The sequence below is a fragment of the Halomonas sp. DQ26W genome, from assembly GCF_003339685.1.
Lineage (GTDB): Bacteria > Pseudomonadota > Gammaproteobacteria > Pseudomonadales > Halomonadaceae > Halomonas.
Map to the genome: position 1 here is coordinate 1 of NZ_QPKI01000037.1, position 24,127 is coordinate 24,127.

The following is a 24,127-nucleotide window of genomic DNA, read 5'->3' on the forward strand; positions in this document are numbered from 1 at the left end:
GATAGCGCACGGGGGTGCTCAAGCCGACCAGGTGGGACGGGAAGGCGATGGGCACCTGCCAGCGGACGCTCTCCTGGGCGTTGGCGGTGCTTGCCAGGGTGGCACTTGCCAGCACAGCGGCAGCTGTTGTGCCGATCAGCTTGAAACGGGCAGGCATTCTGGGGCCAGTAAGGGCTTGCATAGACGCGACTCCACTTGTTGCGACGGGTATTGTTTTAGGAAAGGCCTATTCCGAAGACGAGGTTATAGAGGGGGCCGGTTCGGCTCAAGTTGGAAAATTGGTAATACCAATTATGGCTTTTGCGGCACTCGTGTAAGTTTTACGATAGGAATTGCGAAATTCGCCATTATGTCTGGAAAAATAGGATAACGTGACGCGAAAATCCTGGAAAGAACATCTTGAATTAGCGTGCTCATGACTGGCCGTCAGAGCGACATTTCGACCAATTGCTAAGAAAATGAGCTCTTTACTCTTGCCAGAAAAGAGCAGAGTTCCTACAGGAGAGCGATGTGAGAGGTCTGTTGAGAGAGTCAGAGGTCGCTTTATTGCTGAATTGGTCAGACCAAATGGCGAGGCTTGGTTGGCGGGGGCTCGTCTGGATCAGCGGAAATGCGGATGAGGCACTCGCTCATGCGGCTGACATCTGGCAGCGGCGTAACTGGCAAGCGCCGTGCTGGGTGGCTGCCGAACAGCCGCCTGGGTGCGAGGCCGGTCAGTGGCTTTCCCCGACGATGGCACGCAGTCACCTGGGGGGCGAGCATGATCTGCTCGTGTTCGATACGGTGTCGGCGGGCGCCGACTTCGACCCCGATGCCTTCGGTGCCTTGAGCGGTACCCTGCGTGCCGGGGGCTTGCTGCTGCTGCTCACGCCCGCCGACTGGGGCAGGCCGCAAGCGGAGTGCTCGGTCGTGGGCCCCTATTTCTTACGTCTACGCCGCCTGCTGGAGTCAGCCGATAGCGTGGTTCACTGGCGAGCTGGTGGGATGCCTGTGCTACCCCAAGGCCCTGGTGCGGTGCCTGCCAGGACCACTCCCGTCGAGGACCCGGACTGCCTGACAACCGATCAGGCCAAGGCGGTGGCGCGGCTGGTCAGGCTGAAGCGGCGCCGGCCTCTGGTACTCACGGCGGACCGCGGGCGCGGCAAGACGGCAGCCCTGGGGATCGCCTGCGCCCGGCTGCTGGCTGGCGGAGAGCGTGAGATACTGGTCACTGCCCCCCGCCCCGCTGCGGTGTCGTCACTGTTCGAGCGGTTGTCGTCGCTGTGCCCGGAAGGGGAGCGGCAAGGTAACGACTTCGTCGATACCGAGGGGAGCAGGGTGGCGTTCGTTGCGCCTGATGAGCTGTCCGCCATGGCGGAACGGGGAGACGCGGGTGGCAGTGGCAGTCGGCTGTTGGTGGACGAGGCGGCGGCGATCCCCGCCAGCCTGCTCGGCCAGTGGCTCGAGGCCTTCCCCCGCATTGCCTTCGCTACCACCATCCACGGCTACGAAGGCTCTGGCCGCGGCTTTGCCCTGCGTTTTCGGGAGCGACTGCAGCGTCAGGCTCCCGATTGGCACGAGTTTCATCTGGCGGCACCGGTGCGCTGGGCGGTGGGCGACCCGTTGGAACGCCTGGTCTGCGACCTGCTGCTACTTGATGCCGAGCCGCCACCCGCCGCACCTGCGACAGCCGCGTTGATCGAGAAGACGTGGCCACGCGACCGGCTCACCACCGACGAAGCGGCACTGCGAGACATCTTCGGCCTGCTCGTTCAGGCTCACTACCGCACAACCCCGGGAGACTTGCGACGGCTGCTCGATGAGCCGGGGCTGCGGGTCTCGACGCTGGATGCCGAGAGTCGCCCCCAGGGGGTGATCGTCCTCGGGGACGAAGGCGGTTTCGAAGCCGAACTGGCCGAACGGGTGGCGCGGGGCGAGCGTCGTCCGCGGGGCCACCTTATGGCTCAGTCCCTGGCGGCACACGCCGGCTCCCGTGAGGCCCTGAAGGCTCGGCTGCGCCGCGTGCAGCGTATCGCCGTGCATCCCGGCCGCCGTCGCGAAGGGCTGGGGCGACAGTTGCTCGAGTCAGTCCTGGCTGCGGCCCGTCGGGATGGCGTCGACATGTTGGGCGCAAGCTTCGGCGCCGAGCCGGGCCTGATCGCCTTCTGGCAGGCGCAGGGTTTTCGGGCGGTCAGGCTGGGGCTGTCCCGCGAGACCGCCACTGGCGAGCATGCACTGATGGTGTTGGCGCCGACCAGTGACAGGGGCGAGGCCCTGGTCGACGAGCTCACGTCAGGTTTTCAGCGACTGCTGCCGGCATTGCTTGCCTTCGAACTCAAGTCCCTGGATCCGGCAGTGGCGGTGGCGCTGCTGGCCGAAGGGCCGAGGCCCGCCCTGGATGCCATCGCTCGGCGCGATATCGCTGATGTGGCCTTCGGCTATCGTGAGCCGGCGTTGGCACGTCCGCCCTTGCAGGCCCTACTGCGCCAGGCAGCGGTCGAGCGGTGCAGTGACCCGGTACTGGCCTGCCTGGTGGCCTGGGCCTTCCAGGGCCGTGACATGCGCTGGTTGGCGACTAACCTAAAGGTGGCGGGGCGACGCGGCGTCATGGAAAAGCTGCGCAAGGCCGTGGCACGTCTCATCGAGGGTCGGTTTGCGCAGGGTTGAATGGAGAGTTGAGTGAACTTTCCCCGGCGTCACCGTCCCGGTAAGGTAGCCCGGTTATCCACATGAAGACGCAACGATGAACGAACATCTCGAGCAGCTTTCGCCGCAGCTACTGTGGCGGCATTTCCGTACCCTGTGTAACACGCCGCGGCCCTCCGGGCACGAGGCCGCGCTGGTGGCCATTCTCGAGGCCTGGGCCGATGCCCGCGGCCTGGTTCATGACCGCGATGCCTTCGGCAACCTGCGCATTCGCAAGCCTGCCACGCTGGGCCATGAAGCGGCACCGGGCATCATCTTGCAGGGGCATCTGGACATGGTGGCTCAGGCCAACCTCGACCATCCCCATGACTTCACGCGGGACCCCATCGAGACCTACGTGGCGGAGGGCTGGCTGCATGCCCGCCACACCACACTGGGAGCGGACAACGGGCTTGGCGTGGCGGCGGCGCTGGCCGTGCTCGAGGATGACAGCCTGAAACACGGCCCGCTCGAGGCGCTGTTCACCCTGGAGGAGGAGACCTCCATGGGCGGTGCCCTGAACCTGACGGAGGGGTGGCTCGAGGGCCAGGTGCTGCTCAATCTCGATTCCGAGGATCGCGGCGAGGTCATCATCGGCTGTGCCGGTGGCGCTGATATCGTCGTCGAAGCACAGCTGCCGACCACCGAGCTTGGCGATGACGAAATGGCAATCCGGCTTTCCCTGACCGGCCTGGTAGGGGGGCATTCCGGCATCGATATTCACCGCGGCCGGGGCAACGCCAACCGGCTGCTGGTGCGGGCCCTGCGGGCGCTGGAGGCCTTCGATGCTCGCCTGGTCGACTACCAAGGCGGCACCCTGCGCAATGCCTTGCCCCGCGAGGCGTTTGCCACTCTGGCCCTGCCGGCCGACAAGGAAATGGCTGCCCGCGAACGGATATCCGCGCTCCAGCAGGAGCTACGTGCCGAACTGGCAGGTGTCGACGAAGGGGTGACGCTGGCGCTGCAGCCACTGATGTCCCCACCGGGCAAGGCGCTCAACGCCCATGCCAGCCGCATGCTGGTGGCGGCGCTGCACGTGGCGCCCTGTGGTGTGGAGCGGATGAGCCTGGATGTGCCCGGGGTGGTGGAGACCTCCAACAACCTGGGTGTGGTAAGCCTTGAGAAGGGGCGCTTCCATCTCTGTGCACTGGTTCGTTCGCTGCGCGACTCTGCCACGGCAGACTTGGCCGATCGTTTTGCCGGGCTGTTCGATCTGATCGGTGCCCGTACCCGGGTCGAAAACGGATATCCCGGCTGGACGCCCGACCCCGGCAGCCTTTTGCTGGCACGCTTTCGCCGGCTGCATCAACGGCTGCAGGGCAGCGACTCGGCGGTCAAGGTGATCCATGCTGGGCTGGAGTGCGGCATCCTGGCGGGCAAGTATCCCCATCTCGACATGATCTCTTTCGGCCCGCTGATTCGTGGGGCCCACTCACCCGACGAGCGCGTGGAGCTGGCATCCGTCGAGGAGTTCTGGGCGCTGCTGCGGGGGCTGATCGAGGATCTCGCCGATGATCGGGTGGCCTGAGGCTTTCGTCAGGACGAACCGGGCACGGAAAACGGCACCGACCGATGGGCGGTGCCGTAACGGGATGAACCGATATCGGGACACTCAGCCCAGGTAGGCGTTGAGCATCCAGACGGTCTTTTCCTGCTCGCGAATGTAGTCGCCGGCCTGGGCGGCGGTGCCTTCGTCATCGGCATCGGAAGCCAGGGCAAGCACCTCGCGCTGCAGCTCGATCAGCGTTTGATAGCCCTTGAGCACGCCTCGTACACAGGCTTCGCCATCCCGTACGTCCTTGTCTTCGCCGATCACCGCCAGGGAAACATAGTCACTGTAGACGTGAGCCGGCTGGTGCCCCAAGGTCAGAATGCGCTCAGCGACATCGTCAACCTTGGTCAGCAGGTCGGTATAGAGCTCCTCGAACTTGGTGTGCAGCTCGAAGAACTGAGGGCCCTTCACGACCTTGCGGGAACCCTGCGTCATGGCGAGACTCTGATAGTGGGCCTTCACGTGGCATGCTGCGCATCCGGCGGTTGCATGGCGCCCTGTGCCGAGTAGACTGCGAGGCAAATCGATCGGGAGAGACCCAATGCGTTCATGGTGGTGGATGCCCTGCCTGCTGGTATTGTCCGGCTGCCAGACCGCTCCTACGGTACTGCCAACGGCGGAGCCTCTACCAGCAGCAGAGTGCCGTTGGGAAACCGGTGGTATCGGTGCGGACGAGTGGTTGCGTCGCTCTCTCACGGCACTCGAGCGAGACGGCTTCGTGATCCGGCACACCGAGACGGCGCTGGGGCTGTTGAATGCCGAGCGTACCCGTACGGTGCCCGGTTACAGTGACTTCCATGATCGTGACCGCGTCGGTGTGTTCGGCGGCTATGGCGTGGGCGGCGGGCGCGGCGGTCTATCCACCGGTGTCATGATCGGCTTTGGCGGCGTGGCAGGCAGCTTCACTCGTGATGCCACGCGCCTGGAACGCGTTTCGCTGGTGGCCGACGGTGGATGGGTGCGGGTCACGCGGGATATTCAGATCATCGACTGGCAAGGCGAGATCCGCGAGGCACGCAGCGCCAGCGACACCGACTTCTGCCTTTCTCTACGCAATGCCATGACCACGACCGACTCCTCGGGAGGCGGTTAATGTCCCGTTTCGCCATTCTGCTGTTAGTGCTCGTGCTGACCGGTTGTGCGGTCACTGCCCCGGCCCCCGATCCCCGCGAGCTCTCCCTGGCTGTCATGCCAGGTGCCGTGCTGCAGGAAACCGTCGACCTGTTGATGGACGAGGGCTACGTGATACGCCATGCGGATGCCGAGTTGGGCAGGGTGGAGGCGACGTTGTCGCGCTGGCCCGGCTATCGGGTCAGGGCGGAGGTCATGCCCGAGGGCGAGGTGGCACGCATCTCTATGACGGCCACGCGAGGTGGTCGCCCGCTGCCGCCTCACCTGCTCGACCGACTGTTGGCGGCACTGCAGACTCGGCTTGGGCTGGCTCCTTGATGTCTCGGTGTACCAGCGTTCTGTATGGCGCATACTGTTTCACCTGCTTTCGAGATACCCGACAACCATGAATTTGCTACCTCATTCTTCATTGCCGAGCCGTGCACGCTGCTGGCTGACCCTGCTGATGCTGATTCCGGTGCTGGCCCAGGCACACCCCCATGGCTGGATCGATATGCGTATGCGCGTGATCCTCGACGATCAGGGCCGCCTCGAAGGGTTGCATCAGGCCTGGCGCATGGATCCCTTCTATAGCCTGATCATCCTCGAGGAGCTGGGGCTGGCCGTGGGCGAGGGCGGCCTCGAAGCGGGTCTGGATCGGTTGGGTGGCGAAATTCGGCAGAATCTGGCACCCCTTGACTATTTCACCGAACTGCGGGTAGGGGGCGAGAAGATTGCCGTGGGGGAGGTGACCGAATACACCGTCATGGAGCGCGGAGGGCGAGTCGAGTTCATCTTCATGCTGCCGATGGAGACGCCGTTGCCACTGAGCGAGAAGACACTGCATTACAAGGTGTTCGATCCCACCTACTACCTCGAGGTGGTACACGAGGCCGAGGGCAACACCCCCCTGGATGATGCCTTGACGGTCAACGGCGATCTGACATGCACGACACGCATCCTGCCCGCTGATCCGGATCCCAAGCGCGTCATGGAGGCCTCGATGCTGGATATTACCGATCAGGCCGAGCCGGGGCTGGGCCGTCACTTTGCCGAGACCGGGGAGGTGACATGCGAATAAGTGCTATGCGTCGTCATGGCAGAGGATGGCTGGTCGGGATCGGCCTGCTGCTGGTTGCCCTCTTCGTCCTGCTGATCGCGCAGGGGAGCTTCCAGTCGCTGAGCTTTCAACTGGTATCCTGGCAGCGGGAGTTCCACCGCGCCCTCACCATGGCGATCACCGAACTTTCCGGGACTCCCTCGCCGGCCACCTGGATAGCACTGCTTGGCATCAGCTTCGGCTACGGTGTCTTCCATGCCGCGGGGCCTGGCCATGGCAAGGCGGTATTGACCACCTACCTGCTCACCCAGGGCGGGGCGGTTCGCCGTGCACTGGCGCTCTCCTTTGCTGCGTCACTGCTGCAGGGCGTCGTCGCCATCAGCCTGGTCGTGGTGTTGGTGCATGGCCTTGGCTGGGTTACTCGTCAGGCCATGGGCAGTGTGATCTGGGTCGAGCAGGCCAGCTTCCTGATGGTGGTGCTGCTGGGAGCCTGGCTCTGCCTGCGGGCCATTCGCCAGCTACGACGTCCAGTGACCCCCGGCCATGCTCACTCGTCGCCGGGCGCTACAGCAGACCATGTGGCGGACCCGCAACATGACCATGAACACTGCTGTGGGGGACATCACCACGTCGACCCTCGGCAGGCCGCCGACTGGCGTACCGCGTTGGCTACCGTCGTCGCCATTGGCATACGCCCTTGTAGCGGTGGAGTACTGCTGCTGGGTGCGGCGACCCTGCTGGGCCAGTTTCCGGTCGGGGTCGCGGCCGTGCTGGTCATGTCGCTGGGCACAGCATTGACCGTCTCTGGCCTGGCGCTGGCCAGCGTCGTGGCGCGTGGCTGGGCCGAGCGTCGTCTGGCCCGGCAGAGCAGCATGGAGCGTGCCGGTCGCATGCTGGGCTGGGCATCTCTGGGAGGCGGGCTGGCCATCATGGCGTTGGGGATTTCGCTTTCCATTACCGGGGTGTCCCAGCCCGCTTCGGTGCCATTGCTGGGGGAGCCGCCTTCGCGCAGTGCCGGCGCCGAGTCGCCCGCCCGGGCCAGCCCCTTCGGTGGGGGCTGAGCTCGCTTACCTCAGATTGAGGGCCTCGATCCGGGCCAGCAGGTGGTCCCGCATGCTGGCCAGGCTGTCCAGATCGTAGGGTTCGGCTTCGCCGTGGCCCCACACGGGCGAGGGCCAGGCGGCATCGTCCCTGCGCCTGACGACAACATGGACATGGAGCTGGGCCACGACGTTGCCGAGGCTGGCAATGTTGAGCTTGTCCCCCTTGGCCAGGGTCTTCAGCATTCGGCCGACCTGCGTGGCTTCGTACCAGAGCCGCTGCTGGTCCACCTCGTCCAGATCGAATAGCTCGCTTACGCCGCTGCGGCGGGGAATCAGGACCAGCCAAGGGAAGCGGGCGTCATCCATCAATCGGACCTGACACAGTGATAGCTCGGTTACCGGGTAACTGTCCTGCACCAGCCGCTCGTCGAGTTCAATGACTGTCATGGCTCCCTCTCGTCGTGATCGCCGTGTTGAGTATCCGCCGGTCTCATCATGACACAGCCAGTTCGAGAATGGCCTCACTACGGCGGAGCGAGGCGTTGTTGTCTTAATCAACGCAGTGGCGGGCCGTCGATGCTAGATTAAAGAGGCAGACGTCCTGCCCAATGGAGAAGGCAAAATGAAACGGATACTACCCATGTTGCTGGTTTCGCTCTTTGCCCTGTCACTGCTGAATGGCTGCAACACCATGCGTGGCGCGGGCGAGGACATCGAAAAAGGCGGCGAGGCGATTCAGCGCCAGGCAAGCTGAAGCGGAGAATTAGGCAAGGCTTGGCCAGGCCTGTTACGCTGAACGAGGCCATTGCTTCACGGAAAGGAATGGATGTCCCAGTAATGTTTAAGGAGAAACGACCATGAAGAAAGCCATTGCCCTTAGCTTTGCCCTGCTGATGACCGCCGGCGCCCTTGCAGGTTGCAACACCATGCAAGGTGCCGGAGAAGATGTGGAGCGCGGCGGACAGGCTGTACAGGATGCCGCCGAATAAGTCCGTGCTCTAACTCTATGACCGGTTCGGTCGACACGCGGGTATGCCAGGCGGCATGCCCGTATGTCTTTCATCATGGCCGTCCTTACTATTGTTCCCGTCAGCCATTGAGGCAAACCGATGGCCATGTCCATAAAACTGTGTCTGTCGTTTACCAGCCTGTTGCTGCTTACCGCCTGTGCTCCCATGAACCAGACCAACCCACCCCGTGAGCCTGCTCCGCAGCCTCCTCGCGTCAGCAGTGGCGAGGATGCCTGTGGCGCGAACCGCGTTCAGGACCGTGTCGGTCGCCGCTATGACGAGGCGCTGGGCGAGTCGATGCGCGACCAGAGCAGTGCGGGTGCGCTTCGCGTGATGCGCCCCGGTTACGCCTACACTCTAGATTACCGAGAGGATCGCCTCAACGTGCGCGTCAACGAGAATGAGGAAATTACCGACATCGGCTGCGGCTGAAGCCGGCTTTCGTCCGCTTCAGTCGTAGCGCTGCTTCCAGCGCTGGTGGGCGACCTGCTCCTTGAGCAGTTCCAGGGTGTCGAGCAGAACTTGATTTGTGACTTGGTCGGTGTGTGCATCGACTGTCAGCCAGGCATCGAAGCTGCTGTCGGCGAGGTGCTCCACCAGCGAGTCGAACTCCACTGAATGGAGGCCCTCGATGGCCTCGTGCACCAGGCGTTGCGCGATATCGCTGAGCGCTTCGTCGAGGGCACTGGCGACCTGGCCACCTAGCGGCAGCCGCCTGAGCCGTTTGATCTCTGGGCTCTCCGCCAGGGTTCGCCTGACCAGGGCGTTGATGAAGCGCATCAGGTCATCGCGATTGGCCCGGTAGGCGCTGTCGGCCATCACCTCAAGGCGTCGGAAAATTTCGTGGATCAGCGCCTGCTTGCGCGGCATGATCACCTCATCGACGATACGCTGCGACAGTGATTCGCTGCTGCGCACCTGTTCCTGGATACTGCTCAGCTGGCGCAGGGCGATACGGTCCGACAGCTCCTCGATCAGTATGTCGTAGTACTTGGCGTAGATGCCGTACAGCCGCCACTGGCGGATATCTATCAGGCCCAGTCGTTGCAGGCGCTGCAGCAACGAAATGACCCGCAATATCCTCAGCAGCCGGAACCCGCCCACCGGAATGCAGCCCAGCACGTCGTACCAATGCACGAAGGGGTAGAAGAACCAGCGATGATAGCGGCGCTCGGCAATCGCCACCGCCCAGCCCAGCAGGACATCGAGCACGAAGATTGCCACGAAGACCAGGTCGATGGCGACGAAGTTGTCATGGATATGCCGGTCGTAGGCGCCATGCAGCCCCGGGGCCATGGCTTTGAAGGCGTCGTTCAGCGGTGTCAGCAGAAACAGGCCATCGATCAGCAGCAGCGTCAGGTTGGCAATGACCAGCAGGATGATGACCAGGTCCCATGCCAGGTGCATGCGCTCGAGAAAGAGTGTGGGGCCAGCGCGTTCAGGCTTGGTGTGGGGCATAGACCTCTCCTTGTCCGGTATCGGTTCGATGCGCCTCAGCTGTCCTGCTGCCGGCTCGCCTGGTTGGCGAAATGGTCCTTTTGCGCCTGATGCTCCTGCTCGTCGGCCTTCTTGCGCAGTTTCTTGCGCAGCGCGGCTTTCTCGAAGCGCAGTTTTTGCAGCGATGTCGTCAGCTTTAACGGTGGAACCCTGGCGGGGTGGCCGTTGGCATCCACCGCCACCATGGTGAGATAGCAGCTATTGGTATGCCGAATCACCTTGTCGCGTATGTTCTCCGCGACGACTTTCACGCCGATCTCCATGGAGGAGCGGCCGACATGGTTTACGCAGGCAAGGAACGTCACCAGTTCGCCGACGTGGATCGGCTGCTTGAACAGCACCTGATCGACGGAGAGCGTCACCACATAGTGGCCCGAATAGCGACTGGCGCAGGCATAGGCCACTTCATCGAGTTTCTTCAGGATGGCGCCGCCATGGACCTTGCCGCTGAAGTTGGCCATGTCGGGAGTCATCAGCACGGTCATGCTTAATTCGTGCTGGCCGGGCAGGTCGGAGTGATCCATATCGATTTCCTGTGGTGCCGTTCCTACAGCATAACGCCTTGCCGCAATCGTCACGACTCGCTGGCGGGGTGCCGTGCCCAGCCTTTGGCAGAGTCCAGCCCAGGGGCCAGACTCGAGGGTGGGATCAGAACCAGGTCAGACCCACGGCAATGATGGCGCCGGTGATGAACAGCTGGATCAGACAGAAGCCCATGATGTCCTTGGCTTTCAACCCAGCGATGGCGAGTACCGGCAGAGCCCAGAACGGCTGCAACAGGTTGGTCCAGGCGTCGCCCCAGGCCACGGCCATGGCCACGCGCGCGACGTCCACGCCCAGTGCCTCTGCCGCCGGCAGCATGACCGGTGCCTGCACCGCCCACTGGCCGCCGCCGGAGGGCACGAAGAGGTTGACGATACCGGCGCTGAGGAAGGACCAGAACGGCAGCGACGTTTCGGTGGCAAATGAAATCAGACCCTGGGACATGGTCTCGGCAAGCCCTGACTGCACCATGATCGCCATGATCCCGGCGTAGAAGGGGAACTGGATCACGATGCCGGCACCGCCCTTGATTGCCTCGTTGAGGCTCTCGAGCAGGCTGCGTGGGGTGCGGTGCAGCACGATGGCCAGGAACAGGAACATGAAGTTGACGATGTTCAGGTTGAGGCCGCCGCCGCGCAGGATGAAGTGGTCGAGTAGGAAGATCACCCCGGGAATGCCCACCAACCAGGCCAGAGTCACGCTGTTCTCAAGGCGATCGGCTGGGCGGGTGATGCGCACCCGGGCATCGGGCCCATCACTCAGCACCTTGGGGTCCACATAGACGCTGTCCTTCTCGTCGGGCAGCATCAGGCGGTTGACCAGGGGAATGCTGATGAACAGACACACCACGATCGCCAGATTGAAGAAGGAGAAGATGGTGGCGCCGGTACCGATCACACCGATCTGGTCGGCGGTGAAGTGCCCGTCGGTGGCGATGGTGAGTGGAATGGAGCCGGCGAGACCGCCGTGCCAGACCACGAAGCCGGAGTAAGCACTGGCCACCAGCAGGCGATAATCGACCCGGATCAGCCGTGCCAGCTCCTTGGCGAATAGTGCCCCCACCACCAGCCCGAAGCCCCAGTTGATCCAGCTGGCCAGCAGCGAGACCAGGGTGACCAGGATGATGGCGCTGCCGGCGTTCTTGGCCTTACCTGCCAGCTGCTGCAGCATGCGTTTCACCGGTGGTGAGCTGGCCAGCATGAAGCCGGTGACGAGAATCAGCAGCATCTGCATCGAGAACGTCAGCAGATTCCAGAAGCCGTCGCCCCAGAAACGCATGACCGCCAGCGGTGTCTGGCGTTCGACACCAATGGCCGCGGCGGCCGCGACGATAGTCAGTAGCAGAACGAAAATGAACGGGTCGGGTAGGTAACGATCGACCAGCCTCACGGCAGGCTTGGAGAGGAATTTGAGCATGGCAGTTTCGCTTCTTTTAATGTTGTTGAAAGGCTGTCGGGCCGTCTGAAAAAAATAGCGCAAGCTCAGAAGGTTGCACGACTCGACCCATCAACGGTGGGACGAATACCCGCTTTTGTCAAAGGGAAGAGATCGCCGGGCGCCAGCGGGTGCGGCGGTGATGCAGGTAATAGGTGCCAAGCACAGCCGAGCGCACCAGGCTGAACGTCAGAAAGGCCAGCCACAGGCCATGATTGCCCCACCCCTGAGTCACCCACCAGACCGGCAGATAGGCTGCCAGGCCGACGAAGATGCTGTTACGCATCTCGCGTATCGCCGTGGCGCCGATGAAGACCCCATCCAGCAGGTAGCTCCACACGGCGATCAGTGGCATGGCCCCCATCCATGGCAGGTAGCTGCCGGCGGTGGCACGCACTTCCGGCAGCCCGGTCAGCAGGGCAATGAGGTAGTGGCCGCCTAGGGCGAAAGCCAGCGAGGCGATGGCTGCGGTGACCAGCGAGAACCAGGCGGCGGTGCGCACGGCGGTGGCGAACTCGTCCCAGCGGCGGCGGCCCACCGAGCGGCCGACGATCGCCTCAGTGGCGTGGGCGAAGCCGTCAAGGGCATAGCTGGTCAGCATGATGAACTGCAGCAGCACGGCATTGGCTGCCAGCACCGTGTCGCCCTGCACGGCGCCTCGCGAGGTGAAGAAGGCCATGGCGAACAGCAGGCCCAGGGTGCGCACGAAGAGATTGGCATTGACGTGGAAAAGCTCCACGTAAGCGGCCACTCTCAGCAGGCGGCTGCGCAGGAAGCGGCCCTCCAGCAGCTTCAGCTGACGCATCACGAGCCACAGGCCGAAGGTCAGCGCCGTATAGTCCGCGATGACCGTAGCCCAGGCCACTCCATCGCTGGTCATGCCGAACCCCACCACGAAGAGCAGGTCGAGTGCGATATTGACGCTATTGGTCAGGACCAGGATGAGCAGGGTGACCCGTGAATTCTGCTGACCCAGGAACCAGCCGAGAATCGCATAGTTGGCCAGCACCGCTGGCGCCGAGAGAATGCGGATATGCGCGTACTCGGCCGCCAGTTCGGTAGCCACCTCGCTGCCGTTCAGCAGCCAAAGCCCGAGTGAGATCAGTGGCTGTGAGAAGAGTATCAACAGGGTGCCGATGGCGGCGGCCATCAGCAGCGACTGGCCCAGCAGGTTGCGCACGTCGCTGTCGCTTTCGCGCCCCACCGCCTGGGAGGTCAGCCCCGTGGTGCCCATGCGCAGAAAGCCGAAGCCCCAGTAGAGGAAGCTGAACAGGGTGGCGCCCAGGGTCACGCCAGCCAGGTACCGGGAATCCGGCAGGTGACCGACCACGGCGGTGTCCACCAGACCCAGCAGCGGCACGGTGATGTTCGACAGGATGATGGGCCACGCCAGCATCCAGATGCGGCGCCGGGCAGCGGAAGGGGTTGCCAGTTCCTGGGAGGCCACGGGGTCTTCCGGTGAGAGGCGAAACCGTGAAGCATGGCGTGCGACGGGGCATAACGCAACAGCCCCGCCGCGGCGGGGCTGAAACTGATTCACCTGCTCGACTAGAAGCGGTAGCCCACGCTTGCTGAAACCATGTCGATCGTGAAGTCCTCCCCGCTATCGCTCAGGTCATAGCGCTCGAATTCGGCACGCACCATGATCTGGTTGACGACATATTCCACGCCGACACCGTAGAACGGATCGGTTCCGCTGTCACCTGAGGTGCCTCGATAAGTCACACCATCAATCGTGGCGGTGCCTGATAGGCTGGCATCCCAAGCAATAAGTCCTAACTTGCCGAAAACACTGAGGCCACCGTCAATGGGCAGCTTGCCCACCAAGGCAAAGCCGAAGCCGTCTACGCCAAGTTTGATGTTGGCGCTGTCTGCTCCGTCGGAGGCTCTAGCGGTAAAATCACCAAAATCCAGATAGCTTGCTTCAACGGCGAAGTTGGGATTGAACTGATATCCGGCAAAAAATTTGTAAGCCGTATCCTTGTCGTCGGTACTGGCTCCGATGCTGCCAAGCCAGTCTAAGGTATCATTATCGAGCTTTGACTGGCCGATACCTGCACCCAGGTAGAAGCCTTCGTCGGGTACCCCGGTAACGTTCTGGGCAAAAGCGGGTGAAGCCACGAGGGTGGCCAGGGCCGCGGTTACGATTAGTTGCTTCATGTGCTCTCCATTGCGTGCAATGTGCAGGCCGAGGCCAGCGTTCAGGTAGGCTACTAAAGTGGCTACCTTTCGGGTGAGATGATGTGACAGACTGTATCTTTAACCAAGCATAAAGTTAAGTTAAATTAGAAAAAGTATTGATACACATCATCAAATGCACAGCTTCAAGGGTGGGGCATCATGCTACGTAATTTAATTTGGGGTGCGGCTTTCGGCTTTATGATGCTGGGCAGCCTCCCTGCATTGGCTCAGCAGCAGCATATGGAGGCCCGGCCGAGCGGCGGCGCCATGATCGCCGATGCCCTTGTGGCACGACCATTATTGCTGGCGGCAACCGTGGGGGGCACTGCGGTCTTTCTGGTCTCCCTGCCATTTACTGCGTTGGGGGGAAATGTGGGAGGTGCTGCGGAAACGCTGGTCAAGACACCGGCCGAGGCCACGTTCCGGCGCTGCCTGGGGTGCACGGTAAGTCGCCGGGCGGGTGAACTCTAGGCGGTTACCGCACAGACGCCAGCACCCCGCTCAATGAGCAGGGTGCTGGCGTCTGTCGTGAGTCCTGGGTCGAGGTGATCGCTCAGGCGGCGGTGATGACGTGGTACTTCTCCATCAGCTGCTCGCGGCTCTCCTTGCGCTCCGGGTCCAGCGGGATGCAGTCAACCGGACAGACCTGCTGGCACTGGGGCTCGTCATAGTGGCCGACGCACTCGGTGCACAGGTTGGGGTCGATGATGTAGATCTCTTCCCCTGCCGAGATGGCGCCGTTGGGGCATTCGGGCTCGCAGACGTCGCAGTTGATGCACTCGTCGGTGATCATCAGGGCCATGGGGTTTCCTCGCGATAAGGCGCGGCCAGAAGTGCTGGCCCCGCCCGGGTGATGCGACTCGAGCGATAAAGCCGAGTGTTGTGGTCAAGTATTGTAATGGCTGCGCAGCGCTTCGGCGACCCTGGGATGCACCAGCCGTGTGACATCGCCACCGAGCTTGGCAATTTCCCGCACGATGGTGGAGGAGATATAGGAATTCTCCACCGCGGGGGTCAGGAAGACGCTTTCCAGCTCGGGCGCCTGGGCACGATACATGTTGGCCAGCTGCAGCTCGTACTCGAAGTCCGATACCGCACGCAGGCCACGCAGGATGATGCGTGCTTTCTGTTCGACCATCATGTCGGTCAGCAGGCCGGAAAAGCCGATGATCTCGACATTGTCGAGCTCTGCCACCACCTCTTGGGCCAGGGCGATGCGCGTGCCCAGGTCCAGGGCCGGCCCCTTGCCGGGGCTGGCGGAGATCGCTACCACGACCTTGTCGAAGAGGCGCGCGGCGCGCTCGATCAGATCGTAGTGGCCGTGGGTGATGGGATCGAAGGTACCGGGATAGACCGCGATTTTCATGGCGCTTCGCTCAGTTGCCACTCTCAAGGGGCTCAGGGTAACCGGCTGCGGCCAGGCCGACAATGGCGACTCGGCCGCCGGGTCACTCCTCCAGCCGGCCGAAGGGGTTGTCCACCGCCAGCGAGACAGGGCGCGCGTAGCCGGGAATCCGGATGCTGTCGGCGCTGACGTCGAGTTCCGGCCCCTCCAGTACCCCTTCGCCGAAGCGATAGCGGGCCTGGTAGTGGCCGTGATCGGCCCTGTCGAGATAGGCCTTGCTCGCCTCGCGGATCGCCTCGCGACGCTCACGCCAGGCCGCCAGCGCGGCTTCACCATGGCGCTGCGTGAGCAGCCGTTCGGTCACGGCCGGCGACAGCACCACGCCGGTGGCGTTGTTGCCGCCGAAGCCCTTGGCATTGATGAAGGCGGCATCGGCGTCGAGGGCCTGGGGTTCGCGGGAGAATCGAAGCCGTTTCGCATGCACATCGTCGGCGACCTCGTTCAGGGTGGGTATCCCCGGCAGCAGGCCATGGGCAAAGCTGCCGAGAGCACTGGTCAGCTGGTCGCCGGCGGCGCTGCCCTGGGAGTGACCGACGAAGGCCTTGACCGCCACCACAGGCCAGTTTTCGATACCGTGGGCCCGGGCGACGAGGTCGAAGACATGGGATTCGGTCACTCGATTCTTGGGTGTGCTGGTGCCATGGGCATGCAGGAAGGTGCGTTCTTTCAGGGCTTTCTCGCCGAGCATGTCGCGCACCAGCGAGGTCGCCTTGCCCAGTGTGATGTAGTTGCCGATGCCCGGGGCAGAGATCGAGCGCTTCCAGCCGTCGGCGTTGACGAAGACCCCCGGCACGCTGCCGAGTATCTCGGCACCGACTTCCAGCGCCAGGGCGTCGTCCAGCAGCAGGATGAACTGGCTGGCCTCGGCGATGGTGAATCCGCAGTTGCGGGCGAAGGGGCGGCAGGCACGCTGATAGTCGGCATCGGTCAGCAGCTCCAGGGCGTCCAGCGCCTTGAGACTGTCGTCATCGGCCAGGGCGCCCATGGCGCGAAAGCCCTCGATGATCTCCGGCGTCACCGGCGCATCGGAGGTGCCGACCATTACCGCACGGCGCTGGCCGCTGCGAATATCCTCGCACCCCAAACGCAGGTTGTAGAGAAAGCTGGCGCAGGCACCGAGCACGGCGCCGGTACCGCCGACGCTACCCAGCACGTAGGCGTTGAGGAAATCGGCGGGCATCTGTCCATAGCCCAGCGGCATCTGCTTGGAGGTGGCGCGGTTGCCCGAGACGAAGCTCTTGAGCAGCCCGCCCCAGCCTTCGTCATCGAGCTGGCCGATCGAATTGCCGGCATAGACGGCAACCTCGTCTGGGTCGAGACGATCGCGCAGTGTATCCCAGGTCAGCCCGCTGCTGCCCAGGCAGTCACTGGCAGCGAAGATCGACATCGATAAGCCGCGGGGATGATGCACGCTGCGATAGTAGCGGCTGGGCTCGAAGCCGCTGGGCAACTGGCCAGCGGTACGAACCTGGGCAGGCCGGGTTTCCGGCAGCATCACGTCCATATCACCGGGAGGAACCGTGACTTCCAGAATATGACGGTCGATCTCGCGAACCTGCCAGGTGCCGGGCAGCCGTTCCGGTAACTGACGACGACGAATGCGGAACACCAGTTCGGTACCCAGTTCCAGGCTGGCGCGTCGGTTGGCCGGTAGGCCGCCATCATTGAACCGGGGGTCCTCGATGCGCCGGATGAGCGTGTGGTCGAGGATGCGCTCGCGGCACTGGTCAGCCAGATGGGATGCGCTCACGGCATGGCCTCTGGTGTCGTGCCAGCTGCCATCCCGATGGCTGCCCAACCCCATCAGGGCGGCCAGGCCCAGCAGGAGTTTCTGCTGGTCGTCGTCGGTCAAGGCATCGATCACGGTACGACGAAATGCTTGATGGCCAGACGTACGACCGGCGGCGTTGACGCCGCCCATGCCGACGATCACCGGTAAGTGTGACAAGCCGCTTTCCTCGTTCTGCTGTTGGTGCGAGTGGCTGTAATCATTATGAGACTCGCGATCATAGCACCCGCCCCGGGACCCCGTCATGGGGCGCCCGGGGGCCATTTAAAGACAAAAAATAAAACGAACGTTTGATGCATGCCGGCTGGCGCGCTATCATGGGCCTGTTGTTCGAATCATACGAGTGGGTATGTGGGCGCGTTTCTTCGGAGTGCGCCATTTTTTGGTTCTTCACACTTTGGCGTGAACCTGCTCTGCACAGACTGCATTGTGGAAGGACGCCTCGGCGATACCGACGCAGGCGCTGCTTGTTGGAGCGTTCGGTTCGGCGCCCCGACTCTGCAACGCGACTGGCGCCGTCAGGCGCCTTGGCGGGCACCACCGGCGCATGAACGTTTCACTGTTGGAGCGCTGCTCCGCATCGCGACTGGCGCCGTCAGGCGCCTTGGCGGAGGCCACGGCGTTGGCGATGGTCGCTGGCACTGGCAAGCCCGTTCATTCCACTGCTCGAGACCCCCGCGCCTTTGCGGCTCCATGGCTGGTAGAATGGTTGGTTTCGCAATCGTCGTAGCCAATGCCGCATGCATGCCACATCCCGTAACATCGTGACCAACCAGCCGGGGCCCCACCGGGACCTGGCCCGCCGCGTCGAGCGTGCACTGCGCCATCCGCTGCGCAAGCCCATCGCCGACCATACCCGTGTGGCCTTCGAGCAGGCCGATGCCTGGCTGGCGCAGGTCGCTGCCGGCGCACCGCTGATCCTGGATGCCGGCTGCGGCGTCGGGCTTTCCACCCGCCACTTGGCAAGGTGCTACACCGATCATCGGATTATCGGCGTGGATCGCAGCGCCGACCGCCTCTGCCGCGATCACGGCGCACTTCCCGACAATGCCCTACTGGTGCGTGCTGATTTGGTGGATTTCTGGCGCCTGGCGCTGCAGGCAGGCTGGCAGCCGGTGCGTCACTACCTGCTCTACCCCAACCCCTACCCCAAGTCGGCCCATCTCAAAACCCGCTGGCATGGCCATGCCATCTTCCCGGTGATCTTGGCGCTGGGCGGACGCCTGGAGCTGCGCTCCAACTGGCGACTATATGTTGAGGAGTTCGCCCTGGCGCTGGAGCAGGTTACCGGGGCGAAGGCGCTCGTCGAGGCTCATGATCCCGGTACGGATTGTCTAACCCCCTTTGAACAGAAGTATCATCTCAGTGGTCAGTCTTTGTGGCGACTTGCTGTCACGCTGCCCCATGCGCCGAGCCTGGTGCCCGCCATATCGAACGAGGAGTGCTGAGATGGCTTTCGTCTATCTGGCCCTGGCGATCGTTGCCGAAGTGGTTGCCACTAGTGCGCTCAAGGCTACCGAGGGCTTTACCCGGCTGTGGCCCAGCCTGATAGTGGTCGTCGGCTACGTGCTGGCCTTCTATATGCTGTCGCTGGTGCTGCGCACCATCCCCATTGGGGTTGCCTACGCGATATGGGCCGGCATGGGCATCGTGCTGGTAGCATTGGTCGGCGCGCTGGTGTTCGGCCAGCGGCCCGACCTGCCGGCAGTGTTGGGGATTGTGCTGATCATCGCGGGGGTGGTGGTGATCCAGCTTTTCTCTCGGATTTCCGTACACTGAGGCGTGCTTCGGTCTGGCCACACCAGTTCGACATTCTTACAACAAGAGGTATCTGTTCATGTCGCGTTGGCTTGTCCTGCTGTTGGGATCGTTGTTGGGATTGCTGTTGCCGCTGGGTGCAATGGGTGCCGGCTTCCCGCAACTTGAACGCATGGTTGAAAGGGGCTTTCTGATCAGTGCCGAAGCCAAGCTGCTCGATAGTGGCGAAGTCCTTGGTGCCATCGAGCCCCAGCGCCAGCTTTCGCCGGCTTCGGTGTCCAAGGCCTACCTGGCGGCGGCGACGCTGGATCGCTGGGGGCCCCAGCACCGTTTCACCACGCGGCTAGTGAGCGATGCCGAGCTCAACGGCACCGGCGTGGTGACCGGCGACCTGATACTCGATGGTGGCGGCGACCCTGCGCTTACCACCGAGGACCTGTGGCGACTGGCCCAGCGCCTCCATCAGCGCGGCGTGCGTGAAGTGGAGGGGCGCCTGGTGGTCAGCCAGTGGCGCTTCGGCCCTGTGGAGTGCATCACCACCGATCGCTGTCAGGCCCAGACGCGTACGGCCAACGCCTACAGTGCGCTGCTCTCGTCGGCAGGGGTCAACTACGGCAGCTGGTGTGTCACCGTGGTGCCCGGTGCGGCCGCCGGCCAGCCGGCGTTGATCACCAGCTGTGATAGCCAGACCACCATCGTTGGTATCGACAACCATGTCGAGACCCAACCCCCCAACAGTGGCACCGAGCTCAATGCCGAACGGGTCACCCGTGAGAACGGCGATGTCATGGTGCTGCGTGGCCAGATATCGCTGAACGCCTCGCCACGCGAGGTCTACCGGGCCAGCAGCGACCCTGCACAACAGACGGCGCGGACCATGATGGCCATGCTCGAGCAGGCCGGGATCGCGGTGCGCCAGGGCTATAGTACCAGCGTCGAGGAGCCGCCCGCGGCGGCCCGCATTCTGGCGACAGTGGATGGCAAGCCGTTGCAGGAGCTGTTGCTGCGGACCATGAACTATTCCAATAACTTCATGGCCGATGTGCTGGCGCTCAATCTGGTCGACATGCCGCGCAGCAGCCTGCTGCAAGCCGGCGACGCTATCGAGCACTATGTGGCTGGCCTGCCCGACCATGGACCGCTGATCATGCACAGCGGCAGCGGCCTGACGACCGAGAACCGCACCTCGGCTCAGGGCTCCAACATCCTGCTGGACAGCATGTTTCACCGCACAGCGCTGTTCCCGAGCTTCGTTGCCAGCTTCCAGTCGCCGGCCAACGGCGTGTCGCACTTCATCCGAAGAGGGTCGCCCACCTTCCAGAACCACGTCATGCTCAAGACCGGCACCCTCAACCAGCCGTTCGCTGTACGCTCAGTGAGCGGCTACTTCCGTACACTCTCCGGTCGCTGGGGCGCCTTCAGCGTGCTCGTCAATGGAACCGCGACCACCCCGTGGCTCAACTGGGCTCAGGTGCTCGACCCTCTGGCCGACGACCTGGAGCGGATGATCGAGGCTCACTGACTTTTACGCCAATTACTATGTCAACTTCATCACCTGGCCCGCTACGGGCAGAGACAGGAAGCACCGCATCATGAAGCGAAGAAATACCGGCTGGCGCCATCTGATCAACTCCACCGGCTATTCGCTCAAGGGGCTGCAGCAGGCCTTCCGGCATGAATCGGCGTTTCGTCAGGAGCTGGCCCTTTGCATGGTTCTGCTGCCGCTGGCCTGGTGGATCGGCGAGGGGCCGGTGGAGTGGATTCTGCTGCTGGGAAGCTGCCTGCTGGTACTGATCATCGAGCTGCTAAACAGCGCCATCGAGAGCGTGGTGGACCGCATCGGCACCGAGCACCATGAGCTCTCGGGGCGGGCCAAGGACATCGGCTCGGCGGCGGTGATGCTGGCGCTGCTGCTGGCCGGCCTGGTCTGGGGACTGCTGAGCTGGCAGAAATTCATGGGTTGAATGGCGCCATGGGCAGCTACGGGGTGCCGGTAAGGCCTCGCCTTCGTTATGCTGGAGGCATCTGAGCTGCGACAAGGCAAGCTGCATATGGCCCTTCCCGACGACTTTCTTCCCGACGATGACGTTCCCGCTCCGCTCAGGCCCGCCCTGGCCAAGGCCTGGCAGCGGTTGAGCGACAGCCTGGCCCAGGCCGACAATGTTGCCGAAATGACGGGCCAGGAGCGGCCTTCGGAGAGCTGGGAGGCGCTCGATGAACAGCGCCGCCGCCAACTTGCCCGGGTGCTGGTCATCTCCGACTTCGTGCTCGATACTCTGGTGCGACATCCCGAGTGGCTGTTGCACCTGGACGTCAGTGGCGAGCTGGAGGCGGCCTCCGATGAAGAGGCACTGCGTGATACGTTGGGCGAGCGGTTGGAAGCGGCCGAGGACGAAGCCGCCCTGCATGCGGCCATTCGCCGATTTCGGCGCGCACGCATGCTGGGCATCGTCTGGCGCGACCTGACACGGCCTTCCGGCGTGGACATGTGGAACACCAGTGCAGCGGTTTCCCGCCTCGCGGAGGTCTGCCTGGACGGCGCCCTGGGCTGGTTGGAGACCCACCTCGAGCCACGCTGGGGGCGTCCTGCCCCGCGAGACGACGGCAGCGAACAGCGTCTGGTGGTGCTGGGTATGGGCAAGCTCGGCGCCGGGGAGCTGAATCTTTCTTCGGATATTGACCTGATCTTCGCCTACGCCGAGGCTGGCGAAACCCAGGGCGGACGCAAACCCCTCGAACATCAGGAGTACTTCACCAAGCTGGGTCAGCGGCTGATCACCGCCCTGGATGCGGTAACCGCCGATGGCTTCGCCTTCCGTGTCGACATGCGCCTGCGTCCGCTGGGCGACGGTGGCCCCCTGGTGGGCAACTTCGCCTCGCTGGCCGCTTACTACCAGGACCAGGGGCGAGAATGGGAGCGTTATGCCTTGCTCAAGGCGCGGCCGGTTGCCGGCGACCTGGAGGCGGGCGGAGAACTGCTGGCCAACCTGCGACCCTTCGTCTATCGCAAGTATCTCGATTTCGGCGCCATCGAGTCGCTGCGTGAAATGAAGGGGCTCATCAACCGCGAGGTGAAGCGCAAGGGCATGCAGGCCAATATCAAGCTCGGCCCCGGCGGCATCCGTGAGGTGGAGTTCGTGGTCCAGGCATTCCAGCTGATTCGCGGGGGGCGCGACACGGAGCTGCAGGTGACCTCGCTCAAGTCCGCGCTGGAGCGGCTCCCAGACGTAGGCCTGCTGCCCCAGGAGGTGGTCGACGAGCTACTGCCGGACTATGTCTTCCTGCGCGACCTGGAGCATGCCTTGCAGGCGTTGGAAGATCGTCAGACTCAGAGCCTGCCCGGCGACGACCAGGATCGCGAGCGGGTGGCGTTGGCGCTGGACATGGAAGACTGGCCGGGGGTGATCGCCCGCCTAGACGAAGTGCGGGAACGGGTGCGTCAGCACTTTGACGCGGTGATCGCCGCCCCGGAGGGTGAAAATGGGGGGGGTGAAAATGGTGAGAGTGACGAAGCGGAGGATGACAGTGCCGGCTCGCTCGAGGCGTGGCGTTCACTGTGGCAAGGCGAGTTCAACCAGGAAGAGAGTCTGGCGCTGCTGACCCATACTGATTTCTCCGCCCCGGACACAGCCTTGCGCCGGCTCGTGTCGCTGCGCGAGTCGCGCCAGGTGCAGGCGATGCAGCGCATCGGCTACCAGCGCCTTGATGCCCTGATGCCGATGCTGCTCAGCGCTGTAGCCGAAAGCGAAAACCCCGATACTGCACTTGAGCGTGTCCTGCCGCTGGTCGAGTCGGTGTTGCGGCGCACCGCCTACCTGGCGCTGCTGCGCGAGAACCCCGAGGCCCTTAGCCACCTGATGCAGCTGTGTGGCGCTAGCTCCTGGATCGCCGAGCAACTGGCTCGCTTCCCGCTGTTACTCGATGAGCTGCTGACCCCCGAGACGCTCTACACTCCCGCCGACAAGGTGCGGCTGGCCGATGAGCTGCGCCAGGCGCTGGGTCGCATTCCCGAAGACGACGATGAGACTCAGCTTGAGGCGCTACGGGTCTTCAAGCACGCCCACGTGCTGCGAGTGGCCGCCTCGGATATCGCCGGTACGCGCCACCTGATGAAGGTCAGCGATTACCTCACCTATATTGCAGAGGTGCTGCTGGAGGCGGTGCTGAGCATGGCCTGGCGGCACCTGGTGCGCAAGCACGGCTACCCGATGCGTCGTGACGGCACCCTGACTGGTGCCGAGCCGGAGTTCCTGATCATCGGCTACGGCAAGCTGGGCGGCATCGAACTGGGCTACGGTTCGGACCTGGACCTGGTGTTCGTGCATGATGCCGATGCCAACGCCAGCACCGATGGCGCTCGCCCCGTCGACGCGCCAGTCTTCTTCACCCGTCTGGGCCAGCGCATCATTCACCTGCTGACGGCGGTGACCCCGGCGGGCACGCTCTATGAGGTGGACATGCGCCTGCGGCCATCGGGCAATTCCGGCCTGCTGGTGACGTCGCTGACCGCTTTTTCTGACTATCAGCGCAACCAGGCCTGGACCTGGGAGCACCAGGCGCTGGTTAGGGCCCGGGTGGTGGCCGGCAACCCGCAGCTGGCAGAGGGCTTCCATGCGGTACGCCAGGAGATCCTCGGCCGCAGCCGCGATGTCGAAGCGCTGCGCCAGGAGGTGGTGGCGATGCGCCACAAGATGCGCGACCACCTGGGCAGCAAAAGGGAATCCGATGCCTTCGACCTGAAGCAGGATGCCGGCGGCATGGTCGACATCGAATTCATCTGCCAGTTCGCGGTGCTCTCCATGGGGCACGAAACGCCCGAGCTGCTCCAGTGGAGCGACAACATGCGTATTCTTGAGACCCTGGAGAGCACCGGTCGCCTGCCCGCCGATGACTGTCGTCAGCTGCGCGAGGCTTACCTGGCCTATCGTAGTGCCGTGCACCGGACCTCGTTGACCCGCGAAGCGTCTCGCGTTCGCGACAAGGACTTCCAGGCGCATCGGAAGGTTGTGATCGAGGCCTGGCAGCGATTGCTCGAGCCGTCGACATGAAGCCAGTTCCGGCACTGTCGGGCGCGGCCGAAA

The 24,127-nt window shown here is 63.5% G+C and carries 24 protein-coding genes and 2 pseudogenes; 15 read left to right on the plus strand and 11 right to left on the minus strand.

Going from position 1 to position 24,127, the window contains the following annotated elements:
• Window positions 1–181, minus strand: a pseudogene (locus DU490_RS15670) (C4-dicarboxylate ABC transporter); the annotation flags it as partial.
• A gap of 551 nt (window positions 182–732) precedes the next feature.
• Between DU490_RS15670 and DU490_RS15675 the strand changes: the two are divergent.
• A complete protein-coding gene (locus DU490_RS15675; RefSeq protein ID WP_258801689.1) occupies window positions 733–2,646 on the plus strand; it encodes a tRNA(Met) cytidine acetyltransferase TmcA in 1,914 nt (637 codons plus the stop codon).
• 76 nt (window positions 2,647–2,722) lie between these two features.
• Window positions 2,723–4,192: an aminoacyl-histidine dipeptidase gene (locus DU490_RS15680; RefSeq protein WP_114575188.1), complete on the plus strand. Its 1,470-nt coding sequence runs from the start codon at window positions 2,723–2,725 to the stop codon at window positions 4,190–4,192.
• 84 nt (window positions 4,193–4,276) lie between these two features.
• On the opposite strand, the pseudogene DU490_RS15685 reads toward DU490_RS15680, so the two are convergent.
• Window positions 4,277–4,672 (minus strand): annotated as a pseudogene (locus DU490_RS15685) (Dps family protein); the annotation flags it as partial.
• Window positions 4,673–4,757: 85 nt separating this feature from the next.
• Between DU490_RS15685 and DU490_RS15690 the strand changes: the two are divergent.
• The 4 genes from DU490_RS15690 to DU490_RS15705 all read left to right on the plus strand — a co-directional run bounded on the left by DU490_RS15690 (window position 4,758) and on the right by DU490_RS15705 (window position 7,447).
• Window positions 4,758–5,309, plus strand: coding sequence for a hypothetical protein (locus DU490_RS15690; RefSeq protein ID WP_114575190.1), 552 nt, complete (start codon window positions 4,758–4,760; stop codon window positions 5,307–5,309).
• The gene (locus DU490_RS15695) at window positions 5,309–5,665 is read left to right on the plus strand and encodes a hypothetical protein (RefSeq protein ID WP_114575191.1); all 357 of its coding nucleotides are present in this window, start codon (window positions 5,309–5,311) and stop codon (window positions 5,663–5,665) included. Before DU490_RS15690 ends, DU490_RS15695 begins: the two co-directional genes overlap by 1 nt.
• 67 nt (window positions 5,666–5,732) lie before the next feature.
• Window positions 5,733–6,407 (plus strand): DUF1007 family protein, encoded by a 675-nt coding sequence (locus DU490_RS15700; RefSeq protein ID WP_181870071.1) that lies wholly within the window; start codon window positions 5,733–5,735, stop codon window positions 6,405–6,407.
• Complete coding sequence (locus tag DU490_RS15705; protein ID WP_258801691.1) at window positions 6,398–7,447, plus strand: nickel/cobalt transporter; 1,050 nt, start codon at window positions 6,398–6,400, stop codon at window positions 7,445–7,447. The genes DU490_RS15700 and DU490_RS15705 overlap by 10 nt, the downstream gene beginning before the upstream one ends.
• A 6-nt stretch (window positions 7,448–7,453) precedes the next feature.
• Here the strand turns inward: DU490_RS15705 and DU490_RS15710 are convergent, their stop codons facing one another.
• Complete coding sequence (locus DU490_RS15710) at window positions 7,454–7,876, minus strand: HIT domain-containing protein (RefSeq protein ID WP_114575193.1); 423 nt, start codon at window positions 7,874–7,876, stop codon at window positions 7,454–7,456.
• Window positions 7,877–8,051: 175 nt separating this feature from the next.
• Between DU490_RS15710 and DU490_RS15715 the strand changes: the two genes are divergently transcribed.
• The 3 genes from DU490_RS15715 (at window position 8,052) to DU490_RS15725 (ending at window position 8,871) form a co-directional block, all read left to right on the plus strand.
• Window positions 8,052–8,183 (plus strand): entericidin A/B family lipoprotein, encoded by a 132-nt coding sequence (locus tag DU490_RS15715; RefSeq protein WP_114575194.1) that lies wholly within the window; start codon window positions 8,052–8,054, stop codon window positions 8,181–8,183.
• 103 nt (window positions 8,184–8,286) lie between these two features.
• On the plus strand, window positions 8,287–8,418 hold the full coding sequence (locus DU490_RS15720; RefSeq protein WP_114479694.1) for an entericidin A/B family lipoprotein: 132 nt from the start codon (window positions 8,287–8,289) through the stop codon (window positions 8,416–8,418).
• Between the two features lie 126 nt (window positions 8,419–8,544).
• Complete coding sequence (locus DU490_RS15725) at window positions 8,545–8,871, plus strand: I78 family peptidase inhibitor (RefSeq protein ID WP_258801692.1); 327 nt, start codon at window positions 8,545–8,547, stop codon at window positions 8,869–8,871.
• 18 nt (window positions 8,872–8,889) lie between these two features.
• On the opposite strand, the gene DU490_RS15730 is transcribed toward DU490_RS15725, so the two are convergent.
• From DU490_RS15730 to DU490_RS15750, 5 genes are all read right to left on the minus strand, one after another.
• Window positions 8,890–9,897 (minus strand): ion transporter, encoded by a 1,008-nt coding sequence (locus tag DU490_RS15730; protein WP_114575195.1) that lies wholly within the window; start codon window positions 9,895–9,897, stop codon window positions 8,890–8,892.
• Between the two features lie 35 nt (window positions 9,898–9,932).
• The gene (locus DU490_RS15735; protein WP_114575196.1) at window positions 9,933–10,460 is read right to left on the minus strand and encodes an acyl-CoA thioesterase; all 528 of its coding nucleotides are present in this window, start codon (window positions 10,458–10,460) and stop codon (window positions 9,933–9,935) included.
• A gap of 124 nt (window positions 10,461–10,584) precedes the next feature.
• Window positions 10,585–11,895 (minus strand): short-chain fatty acid transporter, encoded by a 1,311-nt coding sequence (locus tag DU490_RS15740; protein WP_114575197.1) that lies wholly within the window; start codon window positions 11,893–11,895, stop codon window positions 10,585–10,587.
• Between the two features lie 118 nt (window positions 11,896–12,013).
• A complete protein-coding gene (locus tag DU490_RS15745; protein ID WP_114575217.1) occupies window positions 12,014–13,309 on the minus strand; it encodes an MATE family efflux transporter in 1,296 nt (431 codons plus the stop codon).
• A 152-nt stretch (window positions 13,310–13,461) separates the two neighbouring features.
• Complete coding sequence (locus tag DU490_RS15750; protein ID WP_114575198.1) at window positions 13,462–14,073, minus strand: outer membrane beta-barrel protein; 612 nt, start codon at window positions 14,071–14,073, stop codon at window positions 13,462–13,464.
• Window positions 14,074–14,253: 180 nt separating this feature from the next.
• On the opposite strand from DU490_RS15750, the gene DU490_RS15755 reads away from it, so the two are divergent.
• Complete coding sequence (locus DU490_RS15755) at window positions 14,254–14,565, plus strand: hypothetical protein (protein ID WP_114575199.1); 312 nt, start codon at window positions 14,254–14,256, stop codon at window positions 14,563–14,565.
• A gap of 82 nt (window positions 14,566–14,647) precedes the next feature.
• Here the strand turns inward: DU490_RS15755 and DU490_RS15760 are convergent, their stop codons facing one another.
• The 3 genes from DU490_RS15760 to DU490_RS15770 all read right to left on the minus strand — a co-directional run bounded on the left by DU490_RS15760 (window position 14,648) and on the right by DU490_RS15770 (window position 17,420).
• Entirely contained in the window at window positions 14,648–14,896 is a 249-nt protein-coding gene (locus DU490_RS15760; RefSeq protein WP_114575200.1) for a YfhL family 4Fe-4S dicluster ferredoxin, read from the minus strand.
• An 84-nt stretch (window positions 14,897–14,980) separates the two neighbouring features.
• A complete protein-coding gene (gene coaD, locus DU490_RS15765; protein ID WP_114575201.1) occupies window positions 14,981–15,460 on the minus strand; it encodes a pantetheine-phosphate adenylyltransferase in 480 nt (159 codons plus the stop codon).
• A gap of 82 nt (window positions 15,461–15,542) precedes the next feature.
• A complete protein-coding gene (locus DU490_RS15770; protein WP_114575202.1) occupies window positions 15,543–17,420 on the minus strand; it encodes a beta-ketoacyl synthase in 1,878 nt (625 codons plus the stop codon).
• Between the two features lie 608 nt (window positions 17,421–18,028).
• On the opposite strand from DU490_RS15770, the gene DU490_RS15775 reads away from it, so the two are divergent.
• The 5 genes from DU490_RS15775 to glnE all read left to right on the plus strand — a co-directional run bounded on the left by DU490_RS15775 (window position 18,029) and on the right by glnE (window position 24,094).
• On the plus strand, window positions 18,029–18,736 hold the full coding sequence (locus tag DU490_RS15775) for a tRNA (guanosine(46)-N(7))-methyltransferase TrmB (RefSeq protein ID WP_114575203.1): 708 nt from the start codon (window positions 18,029–18,031) through the stop codon (window positions 18,734–18,736).
• Window position 18,737: 1 nt separating this feature from the next.
• Window positions 18,738–19,067: a multidrug efflux SMR transporter gene (locus DU490_RS15780; protein WP_114575204.1), complete on the plus strand. Its 330-nt coding sequence runs from the start codon at window positions 18,738–18,740 to the stop codon at window positions 19,065–19,067.
• A 58-nt stretch (window positions 19,068–19,125) separates the two neighbouring features.
• Window positions 19,126–20,568 carry a D-alanyl-D-alanine carboxypeptidase/D-alanyl-D-alanine-endopeptidase gene (dacB, locus tag DU490_RS15785; RefSeq protein WP_114575205.1) on the plus strand — a complete coding sequence of 481 codons (1,443 nt, stop codon included), beginning with the start codon at window positions 19,126–19,128 and terminating at the stop codon, window positions 20,566–20,568.
• 70 nt (window positions 20,569–20,638) lie between these two features.
• Window positions 20,639–21,010: a diacylglycerol kinase gene (locus DU490_RS15790; protein WP_114575206.1), complete on the plus strand. Its 372-nt coding sequence runs from the start codon at window positions 20,639–20,641 to the stop codon at window positions 21,008–21,010.
• An 87-nt stretch (window positions 21,011–21,097) separates the two neighbouring features.
• Complete coding sequence (gene glnE, locus DU490_RS15795) at window positions 21,098–24,094, plus strand: bifunctional [glutamate--ammonia ligase]-adenylyl-L-tyrosine phosphorylase/[glutamate--ammonia-ligase] adenylyltransferase (protein ID WP_114575218.1); 2,997 nt, start codon at window positions 21,098–21,100, stop codon at window positions 24,092–24,094.
• Window positions 24,095–24,127 lie beyond the last annotated feature (33 nt).

Bases quoted from the DNA above. Each gene is read 5' to 3' on its own strand.
- DU490_RS15675 (WP_258801689.1), top strand. From the start codon at position 733: ATGGCACGCAGTCACCTGGGGGGCGAGCATGATCTGCTCGTGTTCGAT.
- DU490_RS15710 (WP_114575193.1), bottom strand. From the start codon at position 7,876: ATGACAGTCATTGAACTCGACGAGCGGCTGGTGCAGGACAGTTACCCG.
- DU490_RS15775 (WP_114575203.1), top strand. From the start codon at position 18,029: ATGCATGCCACATCCCGTAACATCGTGACCAACCAGCCGGGGCCCCAC.
- coaD (WP_114575201.1), bottom strand. From the start codon at position 15,460: ATGAAAATCGCGGTCTATCCCGGTACCTTCGATCCCATCACCCACGGC.
- DU490_RS15730 (WP_114575195.1), bottom strand. From the start codon at position 9,897: ATGCCCCACACCAAGCCTGAACGCGCTGGCCCCACACTCTTTCTCGAG.
- dacB (WP_114575205.1), top strand. From the start codon at position 19,126: ATGTCGCGTTGGCTTGTCCTGCTGTTGGGATCGTTGTTGGGATTGCTG.
- DU490_RS15735 (WP_114575196.1), bottom strand. From the start codon at position 10,460: ATGGATCACTCCGACCTGCCCGGCCAGCACGAATTAAGCATGACCGTG.
- DU490_RS15790 (WP_114575206.1), top strand. From the start codon at position 20,639: ATGAAGCGAAGAAATACCGGCTGGCGCCATCTGATCAACTCCACCGGC.
- DU490_RS15705 (WP_258801691.1), top strand. From the start codon at position 6,398: ATGCGAATAAGTGCTATGCGTCGTCATGGCAGAGGATGGCTGGTCGGG.
- DU490_RS15740 (WP_114575197.1), bottom strand. From the start codon at position 11,895: ATGCTCAAATTCCTCTCCAAGCCTGCCGTGAGGCTGGTCGATCGTTAC.
- DU490_RS15770 (WP_114575202.1), bottom strand. From the start codon at position 17,420: ATGGGCGGCGTCAACGCCGCCGGTCGTACGTCTGGCCATCAAGCATTT.
- DU490_RS15760 (WP_114575200.1), bottom strand. From the start codon at position 14,896: ATGGCCCTGATGATCACCGACGAGTGCATCAACTGCGACGTCTGCGAG.
- DU490_RS15745 (WP_114575217.1), bottom strand. From the start codon at position 13,309: ATGCTGGCGTGGCCCATCATCCTGTCGAACATCACCGTGCCGCTGCTG.
- DU490_RS15755 (WP_114575199.1), top strand. From the start codon at position 14,254: ATGCTACGTAATTTAATTTGGGGTGCGGCTTTCGGCTTTATGATGCTG.
- DU490_RS15715 (WP_114575194.1), top strand. From the start codon at position 8,052: ATGAAACGGATACTACCCATGTTGCTGGTTTCGCTCTTTGCCCTGTCA.
- DU490_RS15695 (WP_114575191.1), top strand. From the start codon at position 5,309: ATGTCCCGTTTCGCCATTCTGCTGTTAGTGCTCGTGCTGACCGGTTGT.
- DU490_RS15680 (WP_114575188.1), top strand. From the start codon at position 2,723: ATGAACGAACATCTCGAGCAGCTTTCGCCGCAGCTACTGTGGCGGCAT.
- DU490_RS15690 (WP_114575190.1), top strand. From the start codon at position 4,758: ATGCGTTCATGGTGGTGGATGCCCTGCCTGCTGGTATTGTCCGGCTGC.
- DU490_RS15700 (WP_181870071.1), top strand. From the start codon at position 5,733: ATGAATTTGCTACCTCATTCTTCATTGCCGAGCCGTGCACGCTGCTGG.
- DU490_RS15725 (WP_258801692.1), top strand. From the start codon at position 8,545: ATGTCCATAAAACTGTGTCTGTCGTTTACCAGCCTGTTGCTGCTTACC.
- DU490_RS15720 (WP_114479694.1), top strand. From the start codon at position 8,287: ATGAAGAAAGCCATTGCCCTTAGCTTTGCCCTGCTGATGACCGCCGGC.
- DU490_RS15780 (WP_114575204.1), top strand. From the start codon at position 18,738: ATGGCTTTCGTCTATCTGGCCCTGGCGATCGTTGCCGAAGTGGTTGCC.
- glnE (WP_114575218.1), top strand. From the start codon at position 21,098: ATGGCCCTTCCCGACGACTTTCTTCCCGACGATGACGTTCCCGCTCCG.
- DU490_RS15750 (WP_114575198.1), bottom strand. From the start codon at position 14,073: ATGAAGCAACTAATCGTAACCGCGGCCCTGGCCACCCTCGTGGCTTCA.